The sequence below is a fragment of the Inquilinus limosus genome, assembly GCF_051487185.1.
In the GTDB taxonomy this organism is placed as follows: domain Bacteria; phylum Pseudomonadota; class Alphaproteobacteria; order DSM-16000; family Inquilinaceae; genus Inquilinus; species Inquilinus limosus_F.
Genome location: NZ_JAHVDK010000007.1, coordinates 188,835 through 213,520, shown reverse-complemented (window position 1 = coordinate 213,520; position 24,686 = coordinate 188,835). Strand labels below are relative to the sequence as shown.

The 24,686-nt window shown below is 63.7% G+C and carries 23 protein-coding genes and 1 tRNA gene; 13 read left to right on the top strand and 11 right to left on the bottom strand.

Annotation, left to right across the window (positions count from 1 at the left end):
• Nucleotides 1-29 precede the first annotated feature (29 nt).
• The 6 genes from KXR53_RS10590 to KXR53_RS10565 are packed head-to-tail and all read right to left on the bottom strand — an operon-like array spanning nt 30 to nt 4,194.
• Entirely contained in the window at nt 30-1,286 is a 1,257-nt protein-coding gene (locus tag KXR53_RS10590) for an adenylate/guanylate cyclase domain-containing protein (RefSeq protein ID WP_437375094.1), read from the bottom strand.
• Entirely contained in the window at nt 1,279-1,665 is a 387-nt protein-coding gene (locus KXR53_RS10585; RefSeq protein WP_437375093.1) for a gamma-butyrobetaine hydroxylase-like domain-containing protein, read from the bottom strand. The genes KXR53_RS10590 and KXR53_RS10585 overlap by 8 nt, the downstream gene beginning before the upstream one ends.
• Before the next feature lie 4 nt (nt 1,666-1,669).
• A complete protein-coding gene (locus KXR53_RS10580) occupies nt 1,670-1,903 on the bottom strand; it encodes a Trm112 family protein (RefSeq protein WP_437375092.1) in 234 nt (77 codons plus the stop codon).
• A gap of 25 nt (nt 1,904-1,928) precedes the next feature.
• Nucleotides 1,929-2,588: an LON peptidase substrate-binding domain-containing protein gene (locus KXR53_RS10575; RefSeq protein WP_437375091.1), complete on the bottom strand. Its 660-nt coding sequence runs from the start codon at nt 2,586-2,588 to the stop codon at nt 1,929-1,931.
• 13 nt (nt 2,589-2,601) lie between these two features.
• On the bottom strand, nt 2,602-3,519 hold the full coding sequence (gene trxA / locus KXR53_RS10570) for a thioredoxin (RefSeq protein ID WP_437375090.1): 918 nt from the start codon (nt 3,517-3,519) through the stop codon (nt 2,602-2,604).
• Between the two features lie 60 nt (nt 3,520-3,579).
• Nucleotides 3,580-4,194, bottom strand: coding sequence for a prolyl-tRNA synthetase associated domain-containing protein (locus KXR53_RS10565; protein ID WP_437375089.1), 615 nt, complete (start codon nt 4,192-4,194; stop codon nt 3,580-3,582).
• A gap of 169 nt (nt 4,195-4,363) precedes the next feature.
• On the opposite strand from KXR53_RS10565, the gene KXR53_RS10560 reads away from it, so the two are divergent.
• The 4 genes from KXR53_RS10560 (at nt 4,364) to KXR53_RS10545 (ending at nt 7,469) form a co-directional block, all read left to right on the top strand.
• Nucleotides 4,364-4,438, top strand: a tRNA-Gly gene (locus tag KXR53_RS10560).
• Between the two features lie 309 nt (nt 4,439-4,747).
• A complete protein-coding gene (locus KXR53_RS10555; RefSeq protein ID WP_437375088.1) occupies nt 4,748-5,158 on the top strand; it encodes a DUF2958 domain-containing protein in 411 nt (136 codons plus the stop codon).
• A 364-nt stretch (nt 5,159-5,522) separates the two neighbouring features.
• Complete coding sequence (locus KXR53_RS10550; RefSeq protein ID WP_437375087.1) at nt 5,523-7,223, top strand: ParB/RepB/Spo0J family partition protein; 1,701 nt, start codon at nt 5,523-5,525, stop codon at nt 7,221-7,223.
• A 99-nt stretch (nt 7,224-7,322) separates the two neighbouring features.
• Complete coding sequence (locus tag KXR53_RS10545; protein ID WP_437375086.1) at nt 7,323-7,469, top strand: hypothetical protein; 147 nt, start codon at nt 7,323-7,325, stop codon at nt 7,467-7,469.
• A gap of 268 nt (nt 7,470-7,737) precedes the next feature.
• Here the strand turns inward: KXR53_RS10545 and KXR53_RS10540 are convergent, their stop codons facing one another.
• Complete coding sequence (locus KXR53_RS10540; RefSeq protein ID WP_437375085.1) at nt 7,738-9,318, bottom strand: ATP-binding protein; 1,581 nt, start codon at nt 9,316-9,318, stop codon at nt 7,738-7,740.
• Nucleotides 9,315-11,294, bottom strand: a complete 1,980-nt coding sequence (locus tag KXR53_RS10535; protein ID WP_437375084.1) for a PIN-like domain-containing protein — start codon at nt 11,292-11,294, stop codon at nt 9,315-9,317. The genes KXR53_RS10540 and KXR53_RS10535 overlap by 4 nt, the downstream gene beginning before the upstream one ends.
• 380 nt (nt 11,295-11,674) lie before the next feature.
• On the opposite strand from KXR53_RS10535, the gene KXR53_RS10530 reads away from it, so the two are divergent.
• The 6 genes from KXR53_RS10530 to KXR53_RS10505 all read left to right on the top strand — a co-directional run bounded on the left by KXR53_RS10530 (nt 11,675) and on the right by KXR53_RS10505 (nt 19,961).
• On the top strand, nt 11,675-12,685 hold the full coding sequence (locus KXR53_RS10530; protein WP_437375083.1) for a hypothetical protein: 1,011 nt from the start codon (nt 11,675-11,677) through the stop codon (nt 12,683-12,685).
• 225 nt (nt 12,686-12,910) lie between these two features.
• Nucleotides 12,911-14,572: a DEAD/DEAH box helicase gene (locus KXR53_RS10525; RefSeq protein ID WP_437375082.1), complete on the top strand. Its 1,662-nt coding sequence runs from the start codon at nt 12,911-12,913 to the stop codon at nt 14,570-14,572.
• Complete coding sequence (locus KXR53_RS10520) at nt 14,573-15,613, top strand: hypothetical protein (protein WP_437375081.1); 1,041 nt, start codon at nt 14,573-14,575, stop codon at nt 15,611-15,613.
• Nucleotides 15,614-15,743: 130 nt separating this feature from the next.
• Nucleotides 15,744-16,763 carry a DGQHR domain-containing protein gene (locus tag KXR53_RS10515; protein WP_437375080.1) on the top strand — a complete coding sequence of 340 codons (1,020 nt, stop codon included), beginning with the start codon at nt 15,744-15,746 and terminating at the stop codon, nt 16,761-16,763.
• Entirely contained in the window at nt 16,756-18,384 is a 1,629-nt protein-coding gene (locus KXR53_RS10510; protein ID WP_437375079.1) for a hypothetical protein, read from the top strand. Before KXR53_RS10515 ends, KXR53_RS10510 begins: the two co-directional genes overlap by 8 nt.
• Complete coding sequence (locus KXR53_RS10505) at nt 18,381-19,961, top strand: ATP-binding protein (protein WP_437375078.1); 1,581 nt, start codon at nt 18,381-18,383, stop codon at nt 19,959-19,961. Before KXR53_RS10510 ends, KXR53_RS10505 begins: the two co-directional genes overlap by 4 nt.
• A gap of 301 nt (nt 19,962-20,262) precedes the next feature.
• On the opposite strand, the gene KXR53_RS10500 is transcribed toward KXR53_RS10505, so the two are convergent.
• Both KXR53_RS10500 and KXR53_RS10495 read right to left on the bottom strand, forming a co-directional pair.
• Nucleotides 20,263-20,502 carry a hypothetical protein gene (locus KXR53_RS10500; RefSeq protein WP_437375077.1) on the bottom strand — a complete coding sequence of 80 codons (240 nt, stop codon included), beginning with the start codon at nt 20,500-20,502 and terminating at the stop codon, nt 20,263-20,265.
• A gap of 196 nt (nt 20,503-20,698) precedes the next feature.
• Entirely contained in the window at nt 20,699-21,190 is a 492-nt protein-coding gene (locus KXR53_RS10495; RefSeq protein WP_437375076.1) for a MucR family transcriptional regulator, read from the bottom strand.
• A gap of 904 nt (nt 21,191-22,094) precedes the next feature.
• On the opposite strand from KXR53_RS10495, the gene KXR53_RS10490 reads away from it, so the two are divergent.
• Together KXR53_RS10490 and KXR53_RS10485 are read left to right on the top strand one after the other, a co-directional pair.
• Nucleotides 22,095-22,403 (top strand): DUF736 domain-containing protein, encoded by a 309-nt coding sequence (locus tag KXR53_RS10490; RefSeq protein ID WP_437375075.1) that lies wholly within the window; start codon nt 22,095-22,097, stop codon nt 22,401-22,403.
• A 307-nt stretch (nt 22,404-22,710) separates the two neighbouring features.
• The gene (locus tag KXR53_RS10485) at nt 22,711-23,904 is read left to right on the top strand and encodes a DUF932 domain-containing protein (protein ID WP_437375074.1); all 1,194 of its coding nucleotides are present in this window, start codon (nt 22,711-22,713) and stop codon (nt 23,902-23,904) included.
• A gap of 114 nt (nt 23,905-24,018) precedes the next feature.
• On the opposite strand, the gene KXR53_RS10480 is transcribed toward KXR53_RS10485, so the two are convergent.
• On the bottom strand, nt 24,019-24,237 hold the full coding sequence (locus KXR53_RS10480) for a helix-turn-helix domain-containing protein (RefSeq protein ID WP_437375073.1): 219 nt from the start codon (nt 24,235-24,237) through the stop codon (nt 24,019-24,021).
• Between the two features lie 180 nt (nt 24,238-24,417).
• On the opposite strand from KXR53_RS10480, the gene KXR53_RS10475 reads away from it, so the two are divergent.
• Nucleotides 24,418-24,672, top strand: a complete 255-nt coding sequence (locus KXR53_RS10475; RefSeq protein WP_437375072.1) for a DNA -binding domain-containing protein — start codon at nt 24,418-24,420, stop codon at nt 24,670-24,672.
• The last annotated feature ends 14 nt before the right edge of the window (nt 24,673-24,686 follow it).

Genomic DNA, 24,686 nt, shown 5'->3' with positions numbered 1-24,686 from the left:
GGGGCGGTCCCGGCCTATCGGACAGAGACTTAGGCCGGTGTGAACACCTCAACCGGGCTCCGCACGCCGCGCAGGGTCTGGGGGCCGAGGCAGCGGAAGCGCTCCGGCGCCGCCAGCGCCTCGACGAAGCGGCGGCTGACCACCATCGGCACGTCCAGCGCGCCGCACAGATGCTCGAGCCGGGCGGCCTCGTTCACCGCCGGGCCGATGATGGTGAAGTCCAGGCGCCGGCCGGACCCGACATTGCCGTACAGCACGTCGCCGACATGCAGCGCCACATCCAGCGTCATCACCGGCGCGCCCTCGGCGGCCCGGCGATCGTTGATCGCGGCGATCCGGTCCAGCGCTTCGGTGGCGGCGTCCAGGGCCCGGCCGCAGGTCTCGGCCGGATCATCCTCGGCGAAGGCGAAGGTGGCCAAGAGGCCGTCGCCCATGAACTTCAGCACCTGTCCGCCGCGCTCCTCGACCGGCGTCGCCAGCGCGTCGAGATAGTCGTCGAGCATCGTGACCAGTTGGTCCTGCGGCAAGGCATCGGCCAGGGCGGTGAAGCCGCGCAGGTCGCCGACCAGGATCGCGGCCGAGATGGTCTCGACCGAACCGCGGCGGATCTCGCCGTGCAGCACCCGGCGGCCGACATCGCGGCCGAGATAGGTGCCCAGCACGGTGCGGAAGGCGGCGAGGTCGATGCTGATCCGGATGGCGGCCCCGAAGGCGGGCATCAACTCGTCGATCGCCCGCACCTCCGCCGCGGTGAAGCCGCCGGGCCGGTCGGTGGCCAACGATACCGCAGCCCCGGTGCGCAGCGGGTGCAGCGCACCGTCGAAGGCGAAGGGCAGGACGAAGCAGAGATAGTCGGTGGCGCCGGCGGCGCGGAACTCGGCCAGGACCGGGAAGCGGTCCACCCCTTCGCCCTGCTCCAGCCGGTAGCGGGTCAGCCGCACGACGGTCTCGGCCCGGGCGGCGGCGGGATCGCAGGCAGCCTTCTGCGCGGCGATGACCGCCTCATAGATCGGGCTGGGGCTCGCGATCTTGCCCCAGGAGCCGTGGCCGTACTCCTCGCTCTGCCGGCCGCCCTGGCGGGTCCAGATCAGGCCGAACGCCTCCATCTGCGGGTGCAGCGTGGTGGCCGAAAGATAGGCCCGCCACAGCGGCATGCCGGCCGCGAGCAGCCGGTCGGCGAAGCCTTCGGCGACATCCGACACCGGCCCGGCCATCAGCGCCTGGTTGCCCAGCCAGCGGCGTACACCGGCCAGGGCGGCGGCCGTCGCGGCGGGCAGGTCACCCACGCGACAGCCCCCGCGCCTCCAGCGCGGCGAGATAGGCGCGCCACAGCTCGTCCTGGCGGGTGGCGAGCTCGTGCAGATAGGTCCAGGAGTAGATGCCGGTGTCGTGGCCGTCATCGAACACCAGGCGCACCGCGTAGTGGCCGACCGGCTCGACCGTGGTGATCGCGACATTGCGCTTGCCGGCGACGATGGTCTTCTGCGACGGGCCGTGGCCCTGCACCTCGGCCGACGGGCTCTCGACCCGCAACAGCTCGGCCGACAGGGTGACGTGCAGCCCGTCGTCGAAGCGCAGCTCCAGCACGCGCTCGGCCCGCTTCAGCCGGATCTCGACCGGCCGGGCGGCGCTGCCGGTCAAAGGCGGGCTGCCCATGTTGCTCATCGCGTTAGCGCCGCGCGTCGGGGTCGAGCGGCCGGGCCTCGTCGACCAGCATGATCGGGATGCCGTCGCGGATCGGATAGGCCAGCCGCGCCTGGTCCGAGATCAGCTCCTGCGCCTTGGCGTCGTAGCGCAGCGGCGTCTTGGTCAGCGGGCAGACCAGCATCTCGAGGAGGCGCGGATCGACGGCCGTCGGGCTGCTGGGGGTGGAGGGGCCGGTGGCCTCGGGGGTCTCGTTCATGGCACGGGTTCCGGGAACAGGTCCGTCAGTGGCGCACGCGGCCGGCATGGCCGCCATGGATCGCCATCCGGATGATCGATAGCATGACTTCGGTGCGCTCGCAGAGATCCTTCGCCTCGAGCAGCGCCTGCTTCTCCTGCGGCTCGAACGGACAGATCATGGCGAGGGAGGTGACCAGGCGCTCATCCGGCGTCTGGCCGATCGCCTCCCAGTCGGCGGACAGGCCGGCGATGCGGAAATAGTCGGCCAGCGCCCGGTCCAGCCCGGCGCGGTCGATCGGGGCCGGGGCCGGCTGGGCCATGTCGGCGGCGAAGCCGGCCCAGCCCGGCCGCACCCGGCGATAGCCGCGCTGCTCCTCCAACTCCTCCTCCACCCGGAACCGGCACAGCCCGGTCAGGGTGATCAGGTAGCGGCCGTCATCGGTCTCGTCGAAGCTGGTGATCCGCCCGGCGCAGCCGACGGCGTAGAGCGGCGGCGGCGCCGCGCCCCAGTGGCCGGGGCGTGGCTGGATCATGCCGATCAGGCGGTTGCCGGCCAGCGCGTCCTCGACCATGGAGAGATAGCGCGGCTCGAAGATGTTGAGGGGCAGAAGGCCGCGCGGCAGCAGCAGGACCCCGGGCAGGGGAAAGACCGGCAGGTCGGTGCCGAGATCCTGGAAGCTGGGCGCGCGCGGCCCCCTCTTCATGTCTTGATCCGCGTCATGAAAACAGGAGCGAGGACAACCGACGCCGGCCGGAGAGGGTCAAGGGGTCGGTCGGGCCCATGGCCTCGAACAGCTTCACGAGCTGCCTGCGCGCCGCCTGCTCGTTCCATTCGCGGTCGCGGCGGAACAGCTCCAGCAGCTCGTCCACCGCCGCCTCGCGCTGGCCGGCGCCATAGAGGGCGGTGGACAGCTCGAAGCGGGCCTCGTGGTCGTTCGGGTTGGCCTCCAGACGCTGGCGCAGCCCGGCCAGGCCGGCGATGGCGGCAGCGCTCTGCTCGGCCAGCTCCAGCGCGCTCTTCGCCGCCAGAACGTCGGCATGGCGGGCCAGGTCGGGGCTTAGGCTGTCCAGGAACTGCTTGGCCTGCTCGGTCTCGCCCAGCGCGATCAAGCAGCGGGCCAGGCCGGCCGCGGCGGGGGCGCTGTCGGGGGCATGTGCCAGAACATGCTGATAGATGCCGGCCGCCTCCTCGACGTTACCGGCGTCGAGCACGCTCTTGGCCTCGGCCAGCAACTGGTCGACATGATCGTGGGCGTCATGGCCCGCCAGCTGCACCAGCTTGTCGATGAAGCTCTTGACCTGGCTTTCCGGCACCGCGCCCATGAAGCCGTCGACCGGCCGGCCCTGGTAGAAGGCATAGACCGTCGGCACCGACTGGATGCGCAGCTGCGCCGCCAGGGCCTGGTTCTGGTCGATGTCAATCTTGACCAGCCGGACCTTGCCCTTTGCGGCCTGGACCTGCTTCTCCAGGATCGGCCCCAGCGTCTTGCAGGGCCCGCACCAGGTGGCCCAGAAGTCGACGATGACCGGCACCTCCATCGAGGCCTCGATCACATCGGCGCGGAAGCCGGCGGTGCTGCTGTCCTTGATCACCGGTGCGGCGCCGCCGGCGGCGGCGTTGAGAAGGGCGTCCATGGCGTTGTCCCAGGTCTGGTATTGATCTGTACCGGAGGCCGGCGGCGGCAAGCGGCAGCGTCAGCCGCCGTCAGGCGCGGCCTCCGCCGGTGGCGTGACGGTGGCCGGCTCCGCCGGCAGGGTGACGGGGTCGAGATCGACGATATGGGGTTCGTGGCCGCAGCCGGCAATGAAGGCCAGAAGGCCGGCAGGCTCGATCGCCGTGGTCATGGTGTTGACCAGCGGGTGGAAGTGCAGGGTGCCGTGCCGCATCATGTCGGCGTCCAGCACCACGGTCACGCGCCGCGCCGTGTCGTTGATCAGGGCGAAGGGCGTGACCGAGCCGGGGGTGATGCCGAGCGCCTCCATCAGCCGGTCGGGCGACCCGAAGGACAGCCGGCCGGAGCCCAGGAGGTCGCCCAGCGCCCTCAGGTCGATGCGCCGCTCCTCCTCGCTGACCACCAACCATTCCTGCCCCTTCTTGTTGCGCAGGAACAGGTTCTTGGAGTGCCAGCCGGGCAGGAGGCCGCGCAGGTGGCGCGATTCCTCGACCGTGAACACGGCCTCGTGCTCATGCGTCGTGACCGGGACGCTGAGCGAGCGCAGCCGCGCGAACAGGTCCTCCGGCGTGGCACACGGCCGGGCGGCGGTGGCGGGCGCGGATGATTCGGCGATGGTGCTGTCGGGCGCAGTCATGGCCCGGTGTTATACGAGCCTGCAGCCGGGCTTCCAAGCCCGGCCCCGCCCGGCGTTTCGCCGCGCCGTCCCGGGGCCGAAAAAATTTCCGCATTTAGATGCTTGCAAATCCCGCGGCATCGGATATAACCCGCGACCTCGACGGCGCTCCGGCGCCGACGACGCCAGAGCGGGCGTAGCTCAGGGGTAGAGCACAACCTTGCCAAGGTTGGGGTCGAGGGTTCGAATCCCTTCGCCCGCTCCAGTTTCTCCCAGGAAAATCAGTGGCTTGGCAGATTGCGGATCCGAGGCCGCCTCGTGCCGTTCGGTGTTGGTCAACACTTGGTCACCACGATTCTCATGGCGACCTGAAGCAGGTGGGTCGCCAACGCTGCGATTGGATGATCCGCGGTTGAGGCCGACTCGGGCGATGCCATGCGAGCCGTCGTCAGAGCGGCCAGTCCGTTTGCCTCCGCCGCGATCGCCCGGTCGTGGGCTCCTGACGCTGGCTGGCGCCGCCGCGGCGTCAAGCCCGGCCCGCACCGGACCGTGTTGGGCCTGACGCCGCGGCCTGATGGCGCCGGCCCTTCGCCTCCTCGCCCTCGATCGGAGGGCGATCGCAACGGAGGCAACCATGTCCCATCCCCTCATTACCGACGCGCAGCGGGCCGAGCTCCTCGCCAATGGCACCCGCACCGCGGCCGGTGAGACGATCGATCCCTATCCCGTCGTCAAGCTCTTCACCCCAGACGCCGGCGCGACTTGGCTTCTCACCGAGCTCGACCCGGCCGATCCGGACCTCGGTTTCGGCCTTTGCGACCTCGGCCTGGGCTTTCCCGAACTTGGCTCGGTGCGGCTGTCTGAGATCACCGCCGTTCGCGGCCGGCTCGGGCTTCCGGTCGAGCGCGACCGCTTCTTCCGGGCTGACCGGCCGCTGAGCCGATACGCCGAAGAGGCACAACGCCTCGGGATCATCCGGGCCTGATGCGCCTTTCCGCGCCCTGCCTTCGGGCAGGGCGCTTCTTTTATGTCTGCAGTTCCGGATCTCAGGTAATGCGGCGAGCGGGACGGCACAGCCACCACCGTAGTCGCTGTGCGCACCGTCCCGCTCGAATCTATCCCCGACGGAGCGGGGTGGGCGTCGCTTGCCTGTAGGCCCGCCGCGCCGGTCCGCAACGTGCTGCGCGCGTCCTCCACTCCGTTCCGGCCCTGCCGCTCATCCTGCGCACCGCCGCGACCACCCCGACCAGGTGCGGACCGCCTCCCTCGGCGGGCCTGCCGGCCGCTCTCCGCCGCCCACCCCGCTGTGTCGGGGAAAGGCGCGGTGGCCTTGTCAAAGGAGAGCGACCATGACGACAATCATTCGCGACATCCCGCTGTCGAAGCTCGTGCCCTCGGCACAGAACGTCCGCCGAATGGCACGGGAGAGTGGGATCGAGGAACTGGCGGCGAGCATCGCTGCGCACGGCCTGCTGCAGAGCCTGTCGGTCCGGCCGGTGCTGGACGGGGAGGGGGCCGAGACCGGCAAATACGAGGTGATCGGCGGCGGCCGGCGCCTCGCCGCGCTCAAGCTGCTGGCCAAGCGCAAGCAGGCCCCGAAATCCGCGCCCGTCCCCTGTGTTATTGTCGAGGGGAAGGGCGAGGAACTGTCCCTGGCCGAGAACGTGGTGCGCGAGAACCTGCATCCGGCCGACCAGTTCGAGGCCTTCAAGCGTCTCGCGGACGAGCGCGGTCTCGGGGCGGAGGAGATCGCGGCCCGCTTCGGCGTGACGCCGCAGGCGGTGCGGCAGCGGCTGCGGCTCGGCGCCGTCAGCCCGAAGCTGATGCAGGTCTATCGCGACGGCGGGTTGACGCTGGAGCAGTTGATGGCTTTCGCCGTCACCGAGGACCACGCCCGCCAGGAGGACGCCTTCGCCCGGCTGTCCTGGAACCGGGAGCCCGCTTACATCCGGCGGATGCTGACCGAGGGGCATGTCTCGGCCCGCGACCGCCGGGCCGTGTTCGTTGGCGCTGCCGCCTATGAGGCGGCAGGTGGAATCATTGTCCGCGACCTGTTCACCGAGGACGGCGGCGGTTGGTTCGAGGATGCTGGCCTGCTCGACCAGCTGGTGCTGGAGAAGCTGGAGCAGGTGGCGGAGGAGGTTCGGGCCGAGGGCTGGAAATGGGTGGAGGTCTACATCGACTACCCCTATGCCCACGGCCTCAGCCGGGCCTATCCGCAGCCAGTGGAACTCACGCCCGAAGATCAGGCGAGGCTCGATGTGCTCTCGGCAGAGTGGGACGAGTTGGCCCAGCAGTATGGCGGGATCGATGATCTGCCGGAGGAGGTCGCCGCCCGTCTGGATGCGCTGAATGCCGAAATCGAGCGGCTGTCGGCACAGCGGCATGCCTATGACCCGGACCTGATCGCCCGCAGCGGGGTCTATGTGGTGCTCGGCCATGACGGCGCCGCCCGGATCGAGCGGGGCTTCGTCCAGCCGGAGGACGAGCCGGAGGCGGAGAGCGCAGACCCCGCCGCGGAGGATGCGGACACAGGCGAGACGGACGGGGAGACTGTCACGGACGAGGATGAGGGCGACCGCGACGCCGACAAGCCGTTGTCGGACACTCTGGTCCGCGACCTCATGGCCCATCGGACGCTGGGGCTGCGGATCGCGCTCGGCGAGAGCCCGGACGTGGCGCTGCTCGCAGTCACGCACGCCCTGGCCGCACGGACCTTCTTCCGGGGCGAGGACGACGGCTCCTGCCTCGACATCCGCCCGAATTCGGCCTTCCTGGGCGGGCATGCGGATGGCATTGCCGACACGGCGGCGGCACAGAAGCTTGGAGAGCGCCATGCCTCTTGGGCCACGCAGATGCCAGCGGATGTGGCCGATCTGTGGAAGTTCGTCGTCGGCCTCGACCATGACAGCCGGATGGCCCTGCTTGCCCATTGTGCGGCGCTGACCGTCTTCGCGGTGAGGATCCCCTGGGATCCGCGACCGAAGGCGCTGGCGATGGCGGATGCGCTGACCCAGGCACTCAGCCTCGACATGACGACGTATTGGTAGCCGACGGCGCGGAGCTACTTCGGGCGGGTTACGAAGGCGCACATCCTCGCCGCCGTGCGCGAGGGCGTTTCGGATGAGGCGGTGGAGCGGATGGCGGGCATGAAGAAGCACGAGATGGCAGAGGCCGCGGAGGCGCTTCTGGCCGGAACCGGCTGGTTGCCGGCGCTGCTCCTGACGTCAGGCGCGGAGCCAGGCACGAGCGTCGATACGGCCCGAGGCGGGCGATATGCGGACGCTGCTGAATAGCACCACCTGGCCGGGGTTGCAGAGCGGCCCCGGCTTCTTCCCAGGCCTGAAATCCGTCAGCGATCTGCGGAATACCGCCATCCGCCTTCGTCGCGCTCGGGTCATGAGATTGCTGGCCGTCGCAAAGATGTTCGGCTCCACGGCTGCGACTCGGTTAATGCTTTAGGAAGCGCGCTGTCGCTGCCCCTGAGCTCGCCAGCGACCGTCACAAAGGCGAGACAATGGTATACGAGACCCACTACAAGCACGACGGCTAGCCACAGCATGCTCAATCGGATGAGCGCCCGGCGGCAAGCGGCCAGTCATATTGTTCACGTATTAGGTTCCGCACCGCCGCCAGGCAGGGGGCCGGAAGACGGTCTTCAAAGAGTGACATGAGTTCAGCCAACAGCTCCTGACGCGCCTCCTGCTCGACGCTTTCGCGATCAATGCTGGGTGTCGCGGCCGCTACGCGTGAGACAGCTTCGGTCTTCATGTCCACCAGCTGAAACGATAGATGTTGCAACGCGGCTTGGGCCTCGGGATCGGCGTTGCGCGATGCGCGGGCGACCTCCTTCTGCAGCTTGGTCACATCGGCCGACAGTGTCAGCGTCTTGTCCGTATTGCGAAAATTGTTGCGACGAAGCGATTCAAGTTCCTCGTTGAACCGTTCCGTGCGGTCGCTCAGTTTTTGAAGCGTGAGCTGTCCCTGATTCGACACACTTTGTGCGGAACGACCGGCCTCGGCACAGACTTTCTTGGAAATGTCTGTTCGAATTTGCCGCCAAGCGGCAGTGTCCTCAAAGCCGTCTCGCCGTGCATTCGGTGTCACTGCCTTAAGATCGACGAATATTTCTCCAACGAACCAGTCTTGATAGCGTGCATTCGACTTGGCGAGTTTCTGAAAGATCTCGCGGACAACGTCCTCGCCATCGATCTGAATATTCTTTGCGCGCATGCGTATGCCGCGAACAGCAGAGTCAATGTATGAGCCGGGTGTTGATTTCTTCCCGAGCCACGCCCACCATCGGCGAGATTCTCCCTCGAAGAATTCAATCTCCGAAAGGGGCACAAGGTCGGGAGCGTCCTGCACCTCATATTTGTTTGTGAATGGTTTAAAGATTGGCAAATCCGGTTCACCAACCTGCTCAATGACGAGGTCAACTTCTTCGATAGAGATGCCGACCTTCTTCCCAAATTCTCGGATATCTTCTCGGTGATTGAATGAATCACCGTAAGGCGCTGGCGCCACCTGCGAGAGGAAACGCTCCATCAACTTGGGTTGACTGCATTCGTCGGGCGCTTCGCTGAAGCCCTTGAGCTTGACCTCAAAGAAAGACGGAATCTCCGGATCGACCTCGCTGATCGTCACACTGACGCAACGAGTCAAAAGCTCCTCAGCAGTAAGCTCGCTAGCTCGGGCCGGAGCCATCAGCTTACGCATTTCTCGGGCGTCGAAAACGACCTGGGTCTGCTCCGCTTCGCCTGTTGATTTAGTGGTGAAGGTAACAGTGTCGCTGAATACGATTCCGGCGAGCCGCCCAATTCCACGAAAGCCCGCATCGGTTGTGTAGTCCTTCCGCGAGGCGCCGATAGAAGTAAGCGTTTCCGAGGCAATCCTTACAGGAAGACCTGCCCCATTATCCCGAATTGCAAGACCATTTAAGTCTTCGTCGAAGATAATTCGAATGAGCCCATCGCCGGGGCGTAGAAGATTTAGTTCTTCGATAGACCTCTGGATCGAGTCGAAGGCATTCTGTACGTATTCGCGTATCGCATTTCGAGACTCACCGTACATTCCAACTGTCAATGTCTCAAGGACGAAGCCTCCGAAGTAAGGCTTAACGGGAACAGTACGGGAGGGGCTCATGATCGAATCTCCGTTGGATCGAGCCATACGTGGCGCGGACCACGGAAACCCAGCACCGGCTCGAGGTCATAGGCTACGTCGACGTCGGCGTCGATATCGAGTTGAGCGAGTGGTAAACCGTAAACCTCTGCGAGGTGCTCCAGCAGCGCTTGTGGGGTGACGGTTTGACCTCGGAAGCGGACCGCAAGTTGCATCTCTGGATCACCCTGAGCGGGTGTCAACAGAGTCAGTCCCTTGATGATAATCGAGCGAAGCAATGTCGGCGGCTCCCTGTCGCCGTGTGCATGCATCTCGACAACGAGCCGCGGTGCGGTCGGGTCCGGTAGGTAAAGAGGCGTGCGTTCGGCCTTTTTGAGCCGCTGAACCAGTGCGCTGATCGGTTCGCGTGCGAACTGCAGAGGCTGAAACGCGAACAGCTGTTGTAGGATTACTGAGCGCGGCGCCGGACGGGGCTCGTTGCGTTCGGGCTCGAGGTAGGCACCGACGAGAAGCCCAAAGTACAGCGATGCTGCGGTGTTCAGTGGCAAACGCGGCAGGTCGGCTGCGAGGTCGACGATCAGCGCGGCATTCGTTCCGGCGTCGTCAGCGCGTTCGCTCATACGACGTGCAACCGCAGTCAAACCACTGCAACCCAGCCGGGCGGCCGCTGCTTCTGTCAGGAGGTTGTCCAGATTGCCTCCGGCCTGCGTCAGCGCTTGCTCAAAGGCGACTACTTCCGCCGGTATCTCCCTATCTGAACGGCTGCCTAGCAGCGCTCGCCCGAGAGTCGCGGGTGTCGCCCGGAGGTTTTCTGGGTCGAGAAATCGCACTCCCATGGAAGAGGCGACTGCCAGACGAGCCGATTCCCGGGCCGCAGCCTCGCGTTGGATCTCCTCCTCACGGCGCTCGGCCAGGGTCTTTGGGCTTGGCAGGGTTGGAGAAGACGCAACAAATCTAAAGCTCTCTGTTCTCGACTCGGCGATCTTCGAAGCTAGAGCGGCGAGTCGGAGATGGTCCAAAATCAGCACCTCGCCGACGCCCGCGTTTAATGCGGCTTCGAAGGTGAGATATGGATGGGTGGGCTGGGTTCCCTTTGCCAAGCCGCCGTCCTCCGCGGTGCTCGGCAGATCACCCGCCATTCGCCAGTCATTTTTGCCATCTCGGGTTAGAACCACCACGGCATGGGCGCGGCGACGGCGGGCGTCATCGACGATCTCACGCCAGAAGACGAGATCGCCCCAGCGGTTGCTGCCAACCAAAGTCTCGCTATCGTCTGGTTCCCTTCCGTTTCTTTCCTTCTTGCGACGATCCTTGAATCCAGGTGGAACGCGGCCAGTGAAGCGTGCGTCCGCCACGGCCTCTAATGTCTCGAAGTAGCCAGGGACATCGCTGTCCTCCAGCGCGTGCGCATTGATGAAGCCGATCACGTCTCGAGCATGGCGACCGTACTCATCAAACCAACTGCGTGCCAGCGCCGTTACGCCGGCCACTGCGCGGAGTGCGTCACGCACATCCGTTTGTTGTGTGCGCGCGCTGGCCGCCCGGCCGAGAGGCTCGTCCAGCAATGGCCATATCTGCGCATATGTTGTAGCGACTGCGACCTCAAGACTGTCGAGCTGTCTCCGTAGGTCGTTGACCAGCGTGCCCTCGGTGTGATGGCGGTAGTACTCGTGTGCCGCCCAGACCGGCACACGCAGGCGATTGCCGCAAAGCGTGGAGAGCCACGCGATCAATTCCTGGCGCGCTGGGGCGCCAATTGTCGTCATCCACATGAGGAATGACGTATCGATATAGATTCGTGTTCTGCGATCGCTCAGAGCTTTGCCGAGGCGATGCAGAAACGCTTCGCTGCTCTCCGCCACCAACGGCAAGGTCAGCGCGGCCCGAGCCGGCGGGGCTGAATGCGGGCGGAATGTACGATTCGGATGCAGCGACAGCTTGAAGAGTGCGTCCGCCAAACTGCGGGATCGATTAGGGCTTCTCAGCAGACGCTCCATGTGCTTGGCGTTTGAATGCGAATCTCAAATTGGATGGTCATAACAGCGCGGGATTAAATTCTGGTCAACGTAGCGGATCGAAAAAGGGGCGTATAGCCAGGCTGGTGCTTGTGGCTCCAAGCGATGACGCGCTTCAGCGGATGCGCGCTGAGGCTCTGCGCCCGCCGCACTCTTCTCCGATCGCCTGCTGATGGCGGAACATCGGGCTGAATGACATCCGGCCCACTCTGCGACGGCAGGCAGTCAACGACCGTGACGTGCTCTGGGAGGGCCCCTTGACGTGTTTCACCGCCGTAACTCCTTGCCGAGGGTGCCGCAAGGGCTATCCGCTGACGGCGCCCTCGCCTTATAGTGCGGCTTTCAGCTGAGGTGCTTTTCCCATGGCAGGCATTCAACAGAATTTGTCGATCCACGAGGTGGAGCTCGACCGTGAAAATCCAAGAATCCGGCGCTTTCTCGAGAGCTACGAAGGCGAACTGGACGACAATCACATAGCGCTCGCGCTGGACGTTGCCGGCGAGGGTGAGGAAGGCAAGGGCGCGACGACTCCAGAAAAGCTTCGCAACTCGATCCTTGCCAATCGTGGAATAATGCAGCCGATCATCGTGAATCGCCGTGCTGACGGGAAGCTCGTTTGCATCGAAGGCAACACGCGCCTCTATATCTACCGGCAGTTCAACAGCGATGGTGTGGAGGGTGACTGGTCGACGATCCCGGCGATTGTGCACGAGGGGCTCACGGGCGAAGGATTGGACGCCATCCGCCTGCAGGCGCACTTGGTCGGTCCGCGCGCTTGGGACGCCTATTCAAAGGCCAAGTACCAGTGGGAGCTGCACTATAAACACATGATGCCGTTGGACCGGCTAGTTGATCTGTGCGGGGGCGATCGACGCGATGTGCAAAAGTCCATCAACGCATTCGCGGACATGGAGAATCATTTCCGAAAGCTCCATGAACCTGGCGAGTACTATGACACCCAGCGGTTTAGCGGCTTTGTAGAGCTGCAGAACAACAAGGTAAAGACAGCGATCTTAAAGGCTGGTTTCACGCTCGACGACTTTGCTGCCTGGATAAAAGACAAGAAGATCATCGGCTTGGCGTCTATTCGCCAGTTACCGAGGGTGCTCGGCGACCGTCAAGCCCGCGCCATGTTCTTGAAAAAGGGGATAAAGCCAGCGCTGGACGCCATTGAGAGGCCAGAGCTCAGCGCGGACCTGCGAAACGCTTCTGTGGGACAACTCGCCCGCGCTCTCACCGAGAAGGTGGAAGGCATCCCGTTGGTCGAGCTGCAGCGGCTACGGGCGAATCCAGAGGATGATACAGTCCGCTATGTCGTGGACGCCTTGGAGGCATTGCAAGGGCTGGTCGCCGAGATCAATCAGTCAGCTTGATGGCTGGGGAGTCCATAAACCACGTTAGACTCGTGGAGGGACTCATCGCCTTGGTGCGAGCCCGACACCGGCCGTTGCGTGGCCTGTTGCTGTTGGCCGATCATCCGGACTTCGGCCTAGACCGGCCGCCGACTATAGGTGGCTTTCTGCCTGACCTGTTCGCCAGCGACCTGCCAACGACCTTTGAGGTCGTGGGCGAGGCAAAGACCTTCCCCGACCTGGAGAGTGACCGCTCTGCTCGGCAGATCCGTGCCTTTCTGGATCATCTCGCAGTGCGCCCTGGCTCGACCTTCTATCTCGCTGTTCCGCCGTTCACTGCCGCTCGTGCTCGTACAGTGCTGCGCGGACTTTGTGAGCCTCATCATGCCGCTGTCAGCATTGAGGTCTTTGATGGCGTCGCTTGATCCCGCTTTGCCTCGGACACGTCGCCCAGACAACCTGAATCTCGGCGCTCGGCACGATGCCTTCGCCTATCAGTTGCAGGCAGTGGAGGCGGTGAAAGGCTTGCCGTTCGCGGCGCTGTTTCACGAACAGGGGCTGGGGAAGACCAAGATAGGCATCGACTTGGCGTTGGAGTGGTTGAGAGCGCGGACCGTGGACGCCGTGCTCTTTGTGACCAAACGAAGCCTGGTGCAAAATTGGACGGAAGAGATCGCAGCCCATTCGCATCTGAAAGCCCGCGTGTTGGACCAGAACCACGGGGCCAACTTCTACGCCCTTAACTCGCCGACTCCAATCTTCCTCGCGCACTACGAGGTGCTGCGAAGCGAGGAGCGTCGCCTGGCATTGTTCCTGAAGACGAGGCGTGTGGCGGCCATTCTCGATGAGGCGCATAAGATCAAGAATCCTGACGCGGAGGTGACGCGGACGCTACATCGGTTGGCGTCCGGTTTCACACGACGAGTCATCATGACGGGCACGCCAGTGGCGAACCGACCCTACGACCTCTGGTCCCAGATCTTCTTCCTGGATCAAGGCCGAGCGCTAGGCAGCGACTTTTCGAGCTTCAAGGCCAAACTTGACCTCACCAACGACCTTTGGAAGGACGATGCGCGTCGTCGTGACTTCGAGGCGGAGCTCGAGCAAGTCTTCGCTCGCATCGCTCCCTTCTCGGTACGAGAGACCAAGGCGACCGCGGGCTTGCAGCTGCCGGACAAGCAGATCGCCAATCTCCTCGTGCCACTCGCACCACGCCAGCGGGAGCTTTATGAAGCCATCCGCAGAGATCTGCGCGCCACTGTTGTGACCGGTGATCAGCTGGTAGAGGATGACGCCGAGGAAGTATTGAAACGACTGCTGCGCCTAGTACAGCTCGCCTCCAATCCCCGCTTGATTGATGAGGCCTATGCCGAGGTGCCGGGCAAGTTAGCTGTCTTGCACCGTTTGGTGAAGGAGGCGGTGAACGCTGGTTCCAAGATCATCGTCTGGACATCATTCGTGGCCAACGCTGATTGGCTGGCCGCCGAACTCGCCGAACATGGCTCGGTCAAAGTACACGGCGCACTCGACATGGAGACGCGCAACGCAGCCATTGCCGCCTTCAAGACCGATCCGGAGGTCAACGTGCTGGTCGCCACCCCGGGGGCGGCCAAGGAGGGGCTCACTTTGACGGTAGCCAATCAAGCCGTTTTCTTCGACCGCTCGTTCAGCCTCGACGACTATTTGCAAGCACAAGACCGCATTCACCGGATTTCCCAAACTCAGACTTGCTTTGTTTGGAATCTGATTGGCGCTGAAACGGTGGACGAGTGGGTCGACTCGCTTCTGACGGCAAAGCGGCTGGCTGCACAACTGGCGCAGGCGGATGTAGGCCGAGACGAATACACTCGCCTGGCAAACTATGATTTCGGTCGGGTGATCCGCGATATTTTGGGAGCAGGCGAGTAGATGAGCGATTTGGAGACAACCGTGCCGGCGAGTGCCAAGGGAGCGGCCGGCACGCTTCTGATTCGGGGCCAGACGGTTGCGACCGTAACTCGGGACGTCCCGTACAAGCAGCTCCAGTTCTATGTCGACAACCCTCGTGTCTACTCCTTCGTCCGAGCCGACGGTCAAACCCCGTCGCAGGGAGACATACTGGAGCGCCTGCTGGGACTGGAGCATGTGCGCGAGCTGGTGCAGGACATCCGCGCGAACGGTGGACTAATCGACCCCTTGATCGTGCGCGATGGAGACTTCGTGGTTCTGGAAGGCAACAGCCGCCTGGCGGCCTATCACCATTTGGCCTCCGAGGATCCTGTCCACTTTAGCAAGGTGAAGTGCACCTTATTGCCTGCCAATATGGACGACCGGCTAATCTTTGCCCTTCTGGCGCAATATCATGTCAAAGGCAAGAAGGATTGGGCGCCTTACGAGAAGGCCGGCTTTGTATATCGACGCTTTAAATCGCAGAACGTGGATCTGCCGGTGATTGCCGCTGAGATCGGTCTGACAAAGGAGGAAGCACGCCATCTGGTGGCGGTGTACGAGTTCATGATCGAGCACAAAGATACCAACCGGGAGCGCTGGAGCTACTATGATGAGCTCCTGAAATCGCGAAAGATCAAGAAAGTCCGGGATGATGTCGCGGGCTTCGACGCCTTCATCGTTGAGCAGATCAAGTCGGGCGCCATCGACAAGGCGATGGAGCTCCGGGACAAGCTGCCGACCATCTGTTCAGGCAATCCGAAGATCCTGAAGCGCTACATGGTCGGGACGTACAGCTTCGCGGACGCTTATGAGGAGGCGGTGACCGCCGGTGGCGAGAACCACGCACTGAACAAACTGCGACGCTTTCGCAGGTGGTTGGTCGAGTCCACCACGGAGGACGACCTCTTGGAGGCACCCAAGGCCATTCGAGACAGCATGCAATTCGAGCTAAAGGAAATCGAAAAAAAATCCAGGAAATTGAAGGAATTGCTGGATTCCAGGAAAAACTTGATCAGCTAAAGGTGGCCGGCTCTTAGCGCCATTTTTCCGATCGACAAACTGAGTCAGTTTGGGGTAATTGCAGTGGGCGGCTGCAGGAATCGCAGCGCGCCGCTGCAATTTGAGGGGCGAGCATTCCCGGGGGGAGGGTTTGAACACCGCGGTTCTGCACGGATTGGTGGGAGCATCGGCCGACCGACGGGTCATGATGGGGTTTGCGCCCGCTGCATTGCTGCACGCCTTGAGCTTCGCTGACGTGCTCGACGAACGGACCGGCCGCGGGTATCAGCGTCGCTTCAACGCCCGGCATAGCCTGGACTTCCGTCGTTATATCCAGCAGCCGGGGAGCGCCACTATCCCATTGACCTTCAATCTGCGCCCCGCGGACGATGACAGCTGGCAACTGGTCGAAGAGTCTATGGGCGTGCTGGAGCTTCGTGTGCGTCCGGGGCGACGGCCTCTCGCCCAGGTCGATTGCCAGCATCGCCTGGGCTATCTCACGGACCTGAGTATTCCCCTCCCCTTCATGTGCTTCCTCGGGCTCACTGAGCGCGAGGAGATGGAGATCTTCGGCGTCATCAATGGCAAAGCGCGCGGTTTGTCGCGAAGCCTCTTGGATTTCCATGATGCACAGTTGTGCGCTGACTTGGCTGTCGAAAGGCCGGAGCTGCTCATCGCGCTCTATCTAAAAAACGAGCCGAGTTCCCCCTGGTACAACAGGCTTGACCTCGGAGGCACGCCGGTTTCCGGACTGGAGCGACGTGCGTCCCTGCGCACGATGCAGAAGGCAGCCAAGCTGTTCCTGCGTCGGCTCAAGCCCGGCCGGCTGGCAACCGCCGAGGAGGCAGCGCGTACCGTCCATGACTTTTGGGTGGCCATGGCCGCCGTCGCGCCGCACGTCTTCATGCGAGCGCGCACGCATTTGGTGACCAAGGGTATTGGCGTTTATGCCCTGATGGAAGTGGCTGCGGATATCGTGAATGAGCAGCAGGCCGGCTGTCGCCTGGACGTGGACGTTTTCACCGCCGCGCTTGGCGATTTTGCCATGACCTTCGACTGGTCCAGCACTGGGCCTCTCAGGGGGCTAGGCGGTGAGAGCGGGGTCTCATCCGCCGTGCAGATCATTCGCGAGGCTCGGCTTCGCGCACCGCTCCGGGTGGCACATGGCTGACAAAAACATTCTCCTCGTCGAGCCGGACTACAAGAACAAGTATCCCCCGCTGGGCTTGATGAAGATCGCCCAGTATCACGGCCTTCGTGGCAAGCGTGACAACGTCCGCTTCATCAAGGGGCAGGATCGATCGGTGCTTTCTCAGGCGTGGGATCGGATCTACGTCACCACTCTCTTCTCCTTCGAATACCCAAAGATCGCCCAGACGATCGATTTCGCACTGGAAGTCGCGAACGGCCAGGCGGATAAAGTGTTTGTCGGCGGCATCGCCGCATCGCTGATGCACGAGCGATTTGTTGAAGAGCGCCGCTGGCAGGGTGTGCGTTTCATCAAGGGGCTTTTGTCCGACCCGCCGGCAGTTGCGCTGCAACTAGATGAGTTTGCTGAAGAACTTTACGCCACCGATCGATCAGGTAAAGCCATTGAGGACTTGATTCCCGACTATGGCATCCTGGATCAGATTCAATATAAATACCCCGTGAGGGATGCGTACTTCGCTTATACTTCTCGGGGCTGCATTCGGAAATGTCACTTCTGCGGGGTGCCCAAACTAGAAGGCATGCAGCGAGACACCGACTCGTTGACGGCTGTGGTGCAGGCAATCGACGCGCTCTACGGTCCGAAAAAAGACCTGATTCTGATGGACAACAACGTTGTCGCGAGCCCACGTTTCAAGGACATTATCGCTGAAATTCGAGACCTGGGGTTTACTCCAGGGGTCAAGCTGACTCGGCCCGGCGCGCGCGCGCCGGTCCAGCGCCGCGTCGATTTCAATCAAGGCGTCGATGCGCGCATTCTCTGCAAGGATCCTATGTACTTGCGGGAGTTGGCCACCATTTGCCTGCGACCACTTCGGATCGCCTTTGATCATCTTGGTGTGCGCAAGCCGTATGAGCAGGCGGTGCGGTTCGCTCACGAATTCGGCCTCACTGAGCTGTCGAACTACATGCTCTATAACTTCCATGATGGGCCATCTGATCTATTCGAGCGCATGCGACTGAATGTGACGCTCAATGAAGAGTTGGGTGTGCGTATTTGGTCATTCCCTATGCGCTACCAACCCACCGACAGGCCTGATCGCGGTCACATTGGGGAGCGCTGGAGCCGATATCAGCTGCGGTCTATGCAGATCATCCTGCAGGCCACTCACGGTGTCGTGAGTGGTGAACCCGAGTTCTTCAAACGCGCTTTTGGCGACACCAGCGAAGAGTACGAGCGTATCTTGGCCCTTCCTCACGACTTTATTTTTAATCGTGACTGGTACGAGCACCACGACGGCCGCCCCGAGTTTGACGAGTTCCAATCCGATTACTCCCGGCTGGATGCTGATGAGCGGGGCGAGCTTCTCACCTTGCTGTCTTCTTGCGACCCTCGCGATTTTCGAGGTTTGCGCGAGCAGGCGATCAGCGCCGCAGTCCGCAGGGTGCTGCCCTACTACGTGCCGCGCCCGAAGGAGGAACTGTTCACTATCTGGGCCAAGCAGAAGGCACGGGGCACCGTGCCCGTGGACCTCGGCCTAGCCGAAGACGAGCGGGTGGAAGACGCAGGGCTCGACTACGATGACGCCAGCAATCCGCTCGGAGACGTCGCTCGCACCCAGCCGCAAATGGTGAGGGCATGAGCACGGTCCCGCTGCGCGCCGCCGCGAAGCCCGTAGCGGCGGCCTTACAGGTCGACCGCCGTGACGTCTGGCTCGGGAAGGACGTGCTGGAGTTGCTCTCGACGGCTATGTATGTCGATCCACTTGTGGTCTACCGAGAGTACATTCAGAACGCAGCCGACAGCGTAGATGCCGCCCGCCGAGACGGGCTGCTGAACGCAGATTCCCCGGGTTCAGTCTCGATCCGGATTGACGCCCAAGCTAGGTCCGTGCGCATCCGAGATGACGGCAAGGCGATCGAGCCCGGACGCTTCTTGGAACGGATGATCGCTTTGGGCGGCAGCAAAAAACGCGGCACGGCCGCACGTGGCTTCCGCGGCGTAGGCCGACTGGCGGGCCTCGGTCACGCGCAGGAGCTCGTGTTTCGCTCGCGCGCAGAAGGCCAGCCGGACGTGTCCGAGATCCGATGGGACTGCCGCAAATTGAAGGCGTTCCTCAGTGATCTGACCTTCGATGGTAACGTTGCTGATCTAGTCGCTCAAGTGGTGAATGCTTCGACGCGGCCGACAACTAAAGAAGATGGCCCCCGTTTTTTTGAGGTGGAGCTGTTGCGCGTGGCGCGTGGGCGAAGTGATAAGCTGCTCAGTCCCGAAGATGTTTCTGACTACTTGGCTCAGATTGCGCCCGTGCCGTTCCACCCAGAGTTCACATTTGGGCCCTTGATCACAAGGCGGCTCAGTGCCCATCCGGGCTTTTGTGAGCTGGAGATTCGCATCAACGAAGCCGAGCCGATTACCCGACCGCACCGGAACACCGTCGATCTCGGCGGACGGGTCAGCACCTTCGAAGCGCCGACCTTTACCGAAATTCCCTCGCTAGATGGTGAGAATTTGGCTGCGATCGCATGGTTTCTGCACCATGGCTATGAAGGCGCGCTTACCGTTGGTACTTTAGTGAAGGGCGTCCGTCTCCGGGTAGGCAATCTCCAAGTCGGAGACTCTGCAATTCTGGAGGGCATCTTCCCGGAGTTGCGCTTTAACTCCTGGGCCGTCGGCGAGGTGCACGTTCTCGATCCGCGGTTGATCCCCAATGGTCGCCGAGACCAGTTCGAGCCCAATGTTCACTATACCAATCTGCTTAACCACTTGGGGCCACTGACCCGGGACATTGCCACTCGCTGTCGTACCTATTCGTCCCGGAGATCCAAGCTCCGGGAGTTCGAACTGACCGCGGCCGACGTCCGCGGCCGGGCGGATGTGCTGAGCCAGGGAGGGCTTGATGAGAGCGGCCGAAGCGGCGTTATGGCTGCGGCTGAAACAGCATTGCTGAAGCTGGAAAAAATAGCCGCTATGCCTCTACTTGCGGAGGCTGCGCCCGGCCTCGTAGAGCAGATCGCCGGTTTGAAGAGAGATCTGATCCATGCAACCGAAACGAAAACAGCGGGTGATCCTCTTGAGCATCTGCCGGAAGCAGAGCGGGCATTCTTCCAGCGTATGATCAAGATCATCTATGCCCATTCCACCAACAAGAATGCAGCTAAGGCGTTAGTTGATCGAATCCTAGAACAGGAGATTGCAGGCCAAAGGCTGCCAATTTGATGGACTGTGTTTTCGGCTGTCGACTGGAGATCTCCCTTCAAATTGGACATTATCCGTCAGGGGGCAAGAGAAGCTGGACCGCAAGTCGGTGAGTTCGATTATTGCAATGGCCATTGCCGATGTAGTGGAGAAGGTGGGGAAGTATCGCTCTGGGCCGACTCCGGAGTTCCATCTAACGTCCCTCCCGGATGCTGGAGCTAGACCTGCTTGTGGTGTGCCGGCCAGATGTCGAACGCCCGCCTGGGTTGGTGAGTGCTGCTTCGGGGGCCGAGCGGACGGCCGCTGTAGCGGCCCGTCCACATCAAACTCGGCTTTGGCGATGACGCTCCGCGGTGAGGCGTTCGGCCTCGCTGAGCGCGAGGGCTTTGGATCGGAACGGTCCGATATCGTGCTCTTCGGTGTCGGACAGCCAGGCTGGCAGGAACCACCAGCCGCCCGGCCGATTGTAGCTCTTGCTGCTCCTGACCGACCCGATGCCCTCGGCGAAGAACCAGCCGGGATCAATTCCGTCCTGGCGCCAGACCGCAGCCCGTCTGGTCATCATCGCCCTCCTTCGCCGGCGGAACCGTCGCCGCCCGCCTTGGCGATATAAGCTCAAGGCAGGAGTTCGTCGATCCGGCTCTGGGGATGTCCGCTTCCGATGTGCCGACGCTGGATCTGCTCTCAGCGCAGTCCCTTCGGAATGGCCGCCGTTCCCATTCGACAGTCACGGAGCGGCGGTCTTGCCATCGTCCTCTTCACGCCTTCGCTTTGGTCTTTCGCCCTCTCGCCGGCGCAGGTGCTGAGGCGGGCTCTGGCTCGGCCGGCCTCGTCGCCGCTCGGCTTCGACCCAGGCCGATCGACTTCGCCAGACTGCTGCGCTGCTGGGCGTAGTTCGGCGCGACCATCGGGTAATCCGCCGACAATCCCCAGCGCTCGCGGTACTGATCTGGCGTCATGTTGTAGGCGGAGGCCAGATGACGCTTCAGCATCTTCAGCTTCTTGCCGTCCTCCAGGCAGACCAGATAGTCCGGCGTCACCGACTTCTTGATCGGCACTGCCGGCTCGGGTCTCGTCGCGACGGGCTCGGCCGGCTGGCCGAGCTTCTCCAGGGCGACAAACACCTGCTGGATCACGCTCGGTAGATCCGTCGTTGCAACCGTGTTGTGCCCGAGATGGGCCGAGACGATCGTCGTCGTCAGCTTGAGAAGTTCGTCATGCGACGCCTTCGCTTCCCCGTTCACTGCCATTCGCATTTTTCCCGTGGCCAATATTTAAGACGTCGTCTTTGTAGAGACACTGAAGGGCCACGTCCATTCTCTGTTTTTGCTTCCAAGCTGCGATGAAACCCCAGCCGCCGTATGATCGCATCCTCGATCATCATGCGGCACGGCCCGAGCGGACGCAGTCGGCCCCGCGTCCCGGCTGCGCCATCGCTTCGCTGACGCTCCTGCGGCTGCCTCATGTCAGCTCGGCCGCCCTTGGCGGCCGAGCCTAGCGAGCTCCGCTCCCGTGGGAATCCCGATGGCCCGACCGCGGCACCGCTTCCCGGCCGGATAGTGCGGGCGACGATATGGCCGTTCTTTTGTGTCGCATCGTGCTCGGAACGCCGGGATGCAGCGGTGCGCGGTGCCGTCCCGAACCAGGCGTATCGGACAGACCGGGGCCTGCTGTGGGCTGACGCGGGATCGAGCGGTGGCCGGGCGGACAGAGGAGCTTGTCCTGCCTCGTGCCGGTGTTCCGCTGTCGAGCCGGATGGCCGGGCCTTGCCGGATGCTTCCCTTCACCAGTCTTTGCTGCCATGCCATTGCTGGAGCGGGTTCCTGCACGCCCCTGCGGTACCGCCTCCCTTGGCGGCAGTGCACATGCCGCCACGTCTCCTCGTGGCCCGTCCGCAGGCACGCCCATGCCGCCTCGGATGGCCCGATCTGGCCGAGGGGTCGGCTTCGCCTCGATCGCTGGTCCGCAACGGCGGGCGTCGGCTTTTTTCCGCCGCCGGGGCGGGCCCGGCTTTGCATCGCCAGGCAAAAAAGCCGGTGCCCGCCGTCCTGCGCTGCGCTGCGGGCCTGCGGCTGCGGCGCGATCGTCCCTCGGCCTCGCGATCGCCATCGAGGCCGCGATGGGCGCGGCCCGAGAACGGAAGAGGAGAGCATCATGGCGACCATCGGCACCTTCACCAAGTCCGCGGACGGCTTCTCCGGCGCGGTCCGCACCCTGACCCTCAACGTCAAGGCGACCATCCGTCCGGCCGAGCGCGAGAACGACAAGGCCCCGGACTACCGCGTCTACGCCGGCGCCATCGAGTTCGGCGCCGCCTGGAAGAAGACCTCGAACGCGGACCGCGACTACCTCTCGGTCAAGCTCGACGATCCGAGCTTCCCGGCCCCGATCTACGCCTCGCTGGTCGAGATCGAGGGCGAGGACACCCTCTCGCTGATCTGGTCCCGCCGCAACGGCGACTGATCCGGCCGGATCACGGCGCCCCGCTCTCCGGAGCGGGGCGCCTTCGCATGCTCATGCCGGGCCAGCGAGCGATCCATGCGGAGGACCTGCGGTCCAACCTGTCCCGTAGAGTCTTGCTTTGGGGCTCCGCCCCCGCGCGGGCAAGGGACCGCGATGCTCGGCCGGCGCGGTCTCCCCGACCTTCCTTCGTGCAGGTCGGGTGATCCCCCTCCGCTCCGGCCGCCCTTGCCCTTGCTCCCCCGGTCTCGCCGACGGGCAGGGGTGCAGCGCAGCGCTGCGCTGACACCCCATCCCAAGGAGATCGACCATGACCACCAGCGTGACCTCGGACGAGCAGGCGACCTCAAACGGCTTCCATGTCGATATCGGCCGCGGCGAGCGGATCGGCCGCGTCGCGTCGGAGTGGTACGCCCGTCCCGCCGACGAGCGGTATCTCAGCCTCTCCGATCTGCATGCGGCGGTGCTCGCGCGTGCCCAGCGGGCGACCGCGCGCACGGTGGAGAGCCGGGCGGTGCGCGTCGAAGCCAGCCGCGACGATGCCGAGCGTCTGGCACTGATCGTCCCCGGCCGGGACGAGCTGATTTCGCCGACACATTGGAGCTTTGGTCAGCTCTGCACCCTGATCGGCGCCCCGTCGACCTATCTGCGGCAACTGCCGGCGCCGCTGGCCGGGATCAACCTGCAGCACGGTCTGCTTAACCATCGCGGCGAACTGGTGAAGACTCTCGAAGCCGAGGCCGGCCGGATCGAGCTCCGCGCCGTCACCGGGCCAGACTATGGCCGCATCTGGGATCACGAACTCGTCGCCGCTGTCCAGCGCATCGCCGGCAACGGCACCGGCGACACCCGCTGGAAGGTGCCGGGCGTGCTCGATTGGGCGACCATGACCCACAACCCGTTCGTCGACGTGACGGCGGAGACGACCACCCTCTACGCCAGCGACCGCGACGTGTTCCTGTTCCTGGTCGACGACACACACCCGATCGAGGTGGGCAGGCTGCCGAACGGCGAGCCGGACCTCTACTTCCGTGGTTTCTACGCCTGGAACTCGGAAGTCGGGTCGAAGACCCTCGGCATCGCCTCGTTCTATCTCCGCGCCGTCTGCCAGAATCGCAACCTTTGGGGCGTGGAAGGCTTTGAGGAGATCACCATCCGACATTCGAAGTTCGCGGCGCAGCGCTTCGCCCATGAGGCGGCGCCGGCCCTGGCCAGCTTCGCCAACTCCAGCCCGGCCCCCTTCGTCGCCGGGATCAAAGCGGCACGGGAGCGGATCGTCGCCCGGACCGAGGAGGACCGACAGGCCTTCCTGCGCAAGCGGGGCTTCTCCAAGCCGGAGACGGCACGGATCATCGCGACCGTGCTGAACGAGGAGGGGCATCCACCCGAGAGCCTGTTCGATTTCGTGCAGGGGATCACGGCGCTGGCGCGGACCAAGCCGCACCAGGACGGCCGGCTCGAGCTCGAGGGCAAGGCCCGGGCGCTGCTGGAGCGCGCCGCCTGATCATCACGGAGCCGTGCAGCTGGATTGCCGGCTGCACGGCCTTGCGTCTCTACGCCTTCCAGGATCTGCTATTTTCCGCCGATCCGCATTCGCGGATCGGCGGGTCTTCTCATTTCACTCGTCTGCCGTCGAGTCCGGATGGATCAGTTGCCAAGGCTCGATCTTCAATACGGACGCGATTTGCCAAAGCATGACGATTGTTGGATTGCGGACACCGCGCTCGATCCCACTGATGTACGTGCGATCGACTCCGGACTGCTCTGCCAGCTCCTCCTGAGACAGGTCCGCGTCGATGCGGAATTTCTTGAGGTTGCGGGCCACCAGCTTGCGCATGTCCATGCATGCAGACAAGCCGTCTGTTGACTATCGAACCACGGACTATAGTCTACATTAGCCGGCTTCGCTGATCGACGACCGGCAAGCCAGATCTGCTACGGCCGTGACAGCCCCGCTAATTGTAGGGCATATTGTCCGGCGGCTGACACTGCGGACCCGATGAGGGGGTAGGGACGAGTGGCTCCTTCGTTTGCCGATACGGCGCCGACCGGCGACGAGCTGACCGATTACGACCGGGAGCATCTGGTGGATTATCTCCGGCTGCTCGACGCGGCGGAAGAGGCGGCAGACTGGCGCGAGGTCGCCAGGATTGTGCTCGGCCTCGATCCCGAGCGGGATCCGGAGCGCGTCCGCAAATGCCATGAGAGCCATCTCGCCCGGGCCCGCTGGCTCAGCGCCCAAGGTTATCGCGAGCTCCTGCGCAAAGGCTGACCCGCCGCCGATCC

Bases quoted from the DNA above. Each gene is read 5' to 3' on its own strand.
- KXR53_RS10530 (WP_437375083.1), top strand. From the start codon at position 11,675: ATGGCAGGCATTCAACAGAATTTGTCGATCCACGAGGTGGAGCTCGAC.
- KXR53_RS10490 (WP_437375075.1), top strand. From the start codon at position 22,095: ATGGCGACCATCGGCACCTTCACCAAGTCCGCGGACGGCTTCTCCGGC.
- KXR53_RS10580 (WP_437375092.1), bottom strand. From the start codon at position 1,903: ATGAACGAGACCCCCGAGGCCACCGGCCCCTCCACCCCCAGCAGCCCG.
- KXR53_RS10535 (WP_437375084.1), bottom strand. From the start codon at position 11,294: ATGGAGCGTCTGCTGAGAAGCCCTAATCGATCCCGCAGTTTGGCGGAC.
- KXR53_RS10485 (WP_437375074.1), top strand. From the start codon at position 22,711: ATGACCACCAGCGTGACCTCGGACGAGCAGGCGACCTCAAACGGCTTC.
- KXR53_RS10505 (WP_437375078.1), top strand. From the start codon at position 18,381: ATGAGCACGGTCCCGCTGCGCGCCGCCGCGAAGCCCGTAGCGGCGGCC.
- KXR53_RS10510 (WP_437375079.1), top strand. From the start codon at position 16,756: ATGGCTGACAAAAACATTCTCCTCGTCGAGCCGGACTACAAGAACAAG.
- KXR53_RS10555 (WP_437375088.1), top strand. From the start codon at position 4,748: ATGGCGCCGGCCCTTCGCCTCCTCGCCCTCGATCGGAGGGCGATCGCA.
- KXR53_RS10540 (WP_437375085.1), bottom strand. From the start codon at position 9,318: ATGAGCCCCTCCCGTACTGTTCCCGTTAAGCCTTACTTCGGAGGCTTC.
- KXR53_RS10575 (WP_437375091.1), bottom strand. From the start codon at position 2,588: ATGAAGAGGGGGCCGCGCGCGCCCAGCTTCCAGGATCTCGGCACCGAC.
- KXR53_RS10500 (WP_437375077.1), bottom strand. From the start codon at position 20,502: ATGACCAGACGGGCTGCGGTCTGGCGCCAGGACGGAATTGATCCCGGC.
- KXR53_RS10480 (WP_437375073.1), bottom strand. From the start codon at position 24,237: ATGCGCAAGCTGGTGGCCCGCAACCTCAAGAAATTCCGCATCGACGCG.
- KXR53_RS10495 (WP_437375076.1), bottom strand. From the start codon at position 21,190: ATGGCAGTGAACGGGGAAGCGAAGGCGTCGCATGACGAACTTCTCAAG.
- KXR53_RS10550 (WP_437375087.1), top strand. From the start codon at position 5,523: ATGACGACAATCATTCGCGACATCCCGCTGTCGAAGCTCGTGCCCTCG.
- KXR53_RS10565 (WP_437375089.1), bottom strand. From the start codon at position 4,194: ATGACTGCGCCCGACAGCACCATCGCCGAATCATCCGCGCCCGCCACC.
- KXR53_RS10545 (WP_437375086.1), top strand. From the start codon at position 7,323: ATGAAGAAGCACGAGATGGCAGAGGCCGCGGAGGCGCTTCTGGCCGGA.
- KXR53_RS10585 (WP_437375093.1), bottom strand. From the start codon at position 1,665: ATGAGCAACATGGGCAGCCCGCCTTTGACCGGCAGCGCCGCCCGGCCG.
- KXR53_RS10520 (WP_437375081.1), top strand. From the start codon at position 14,573: ATGAGCGATTTGGAGACAACCGTGCCGGCGAGTGCCAAGGGAGCGGCC.
- trxA (WP_437375090.1), bottom strand. From the start codon at position 3,519: ATGGACGCCCTTCTCAACGCCGCCGCCGGCGGCGCCGCACCGGTGATC.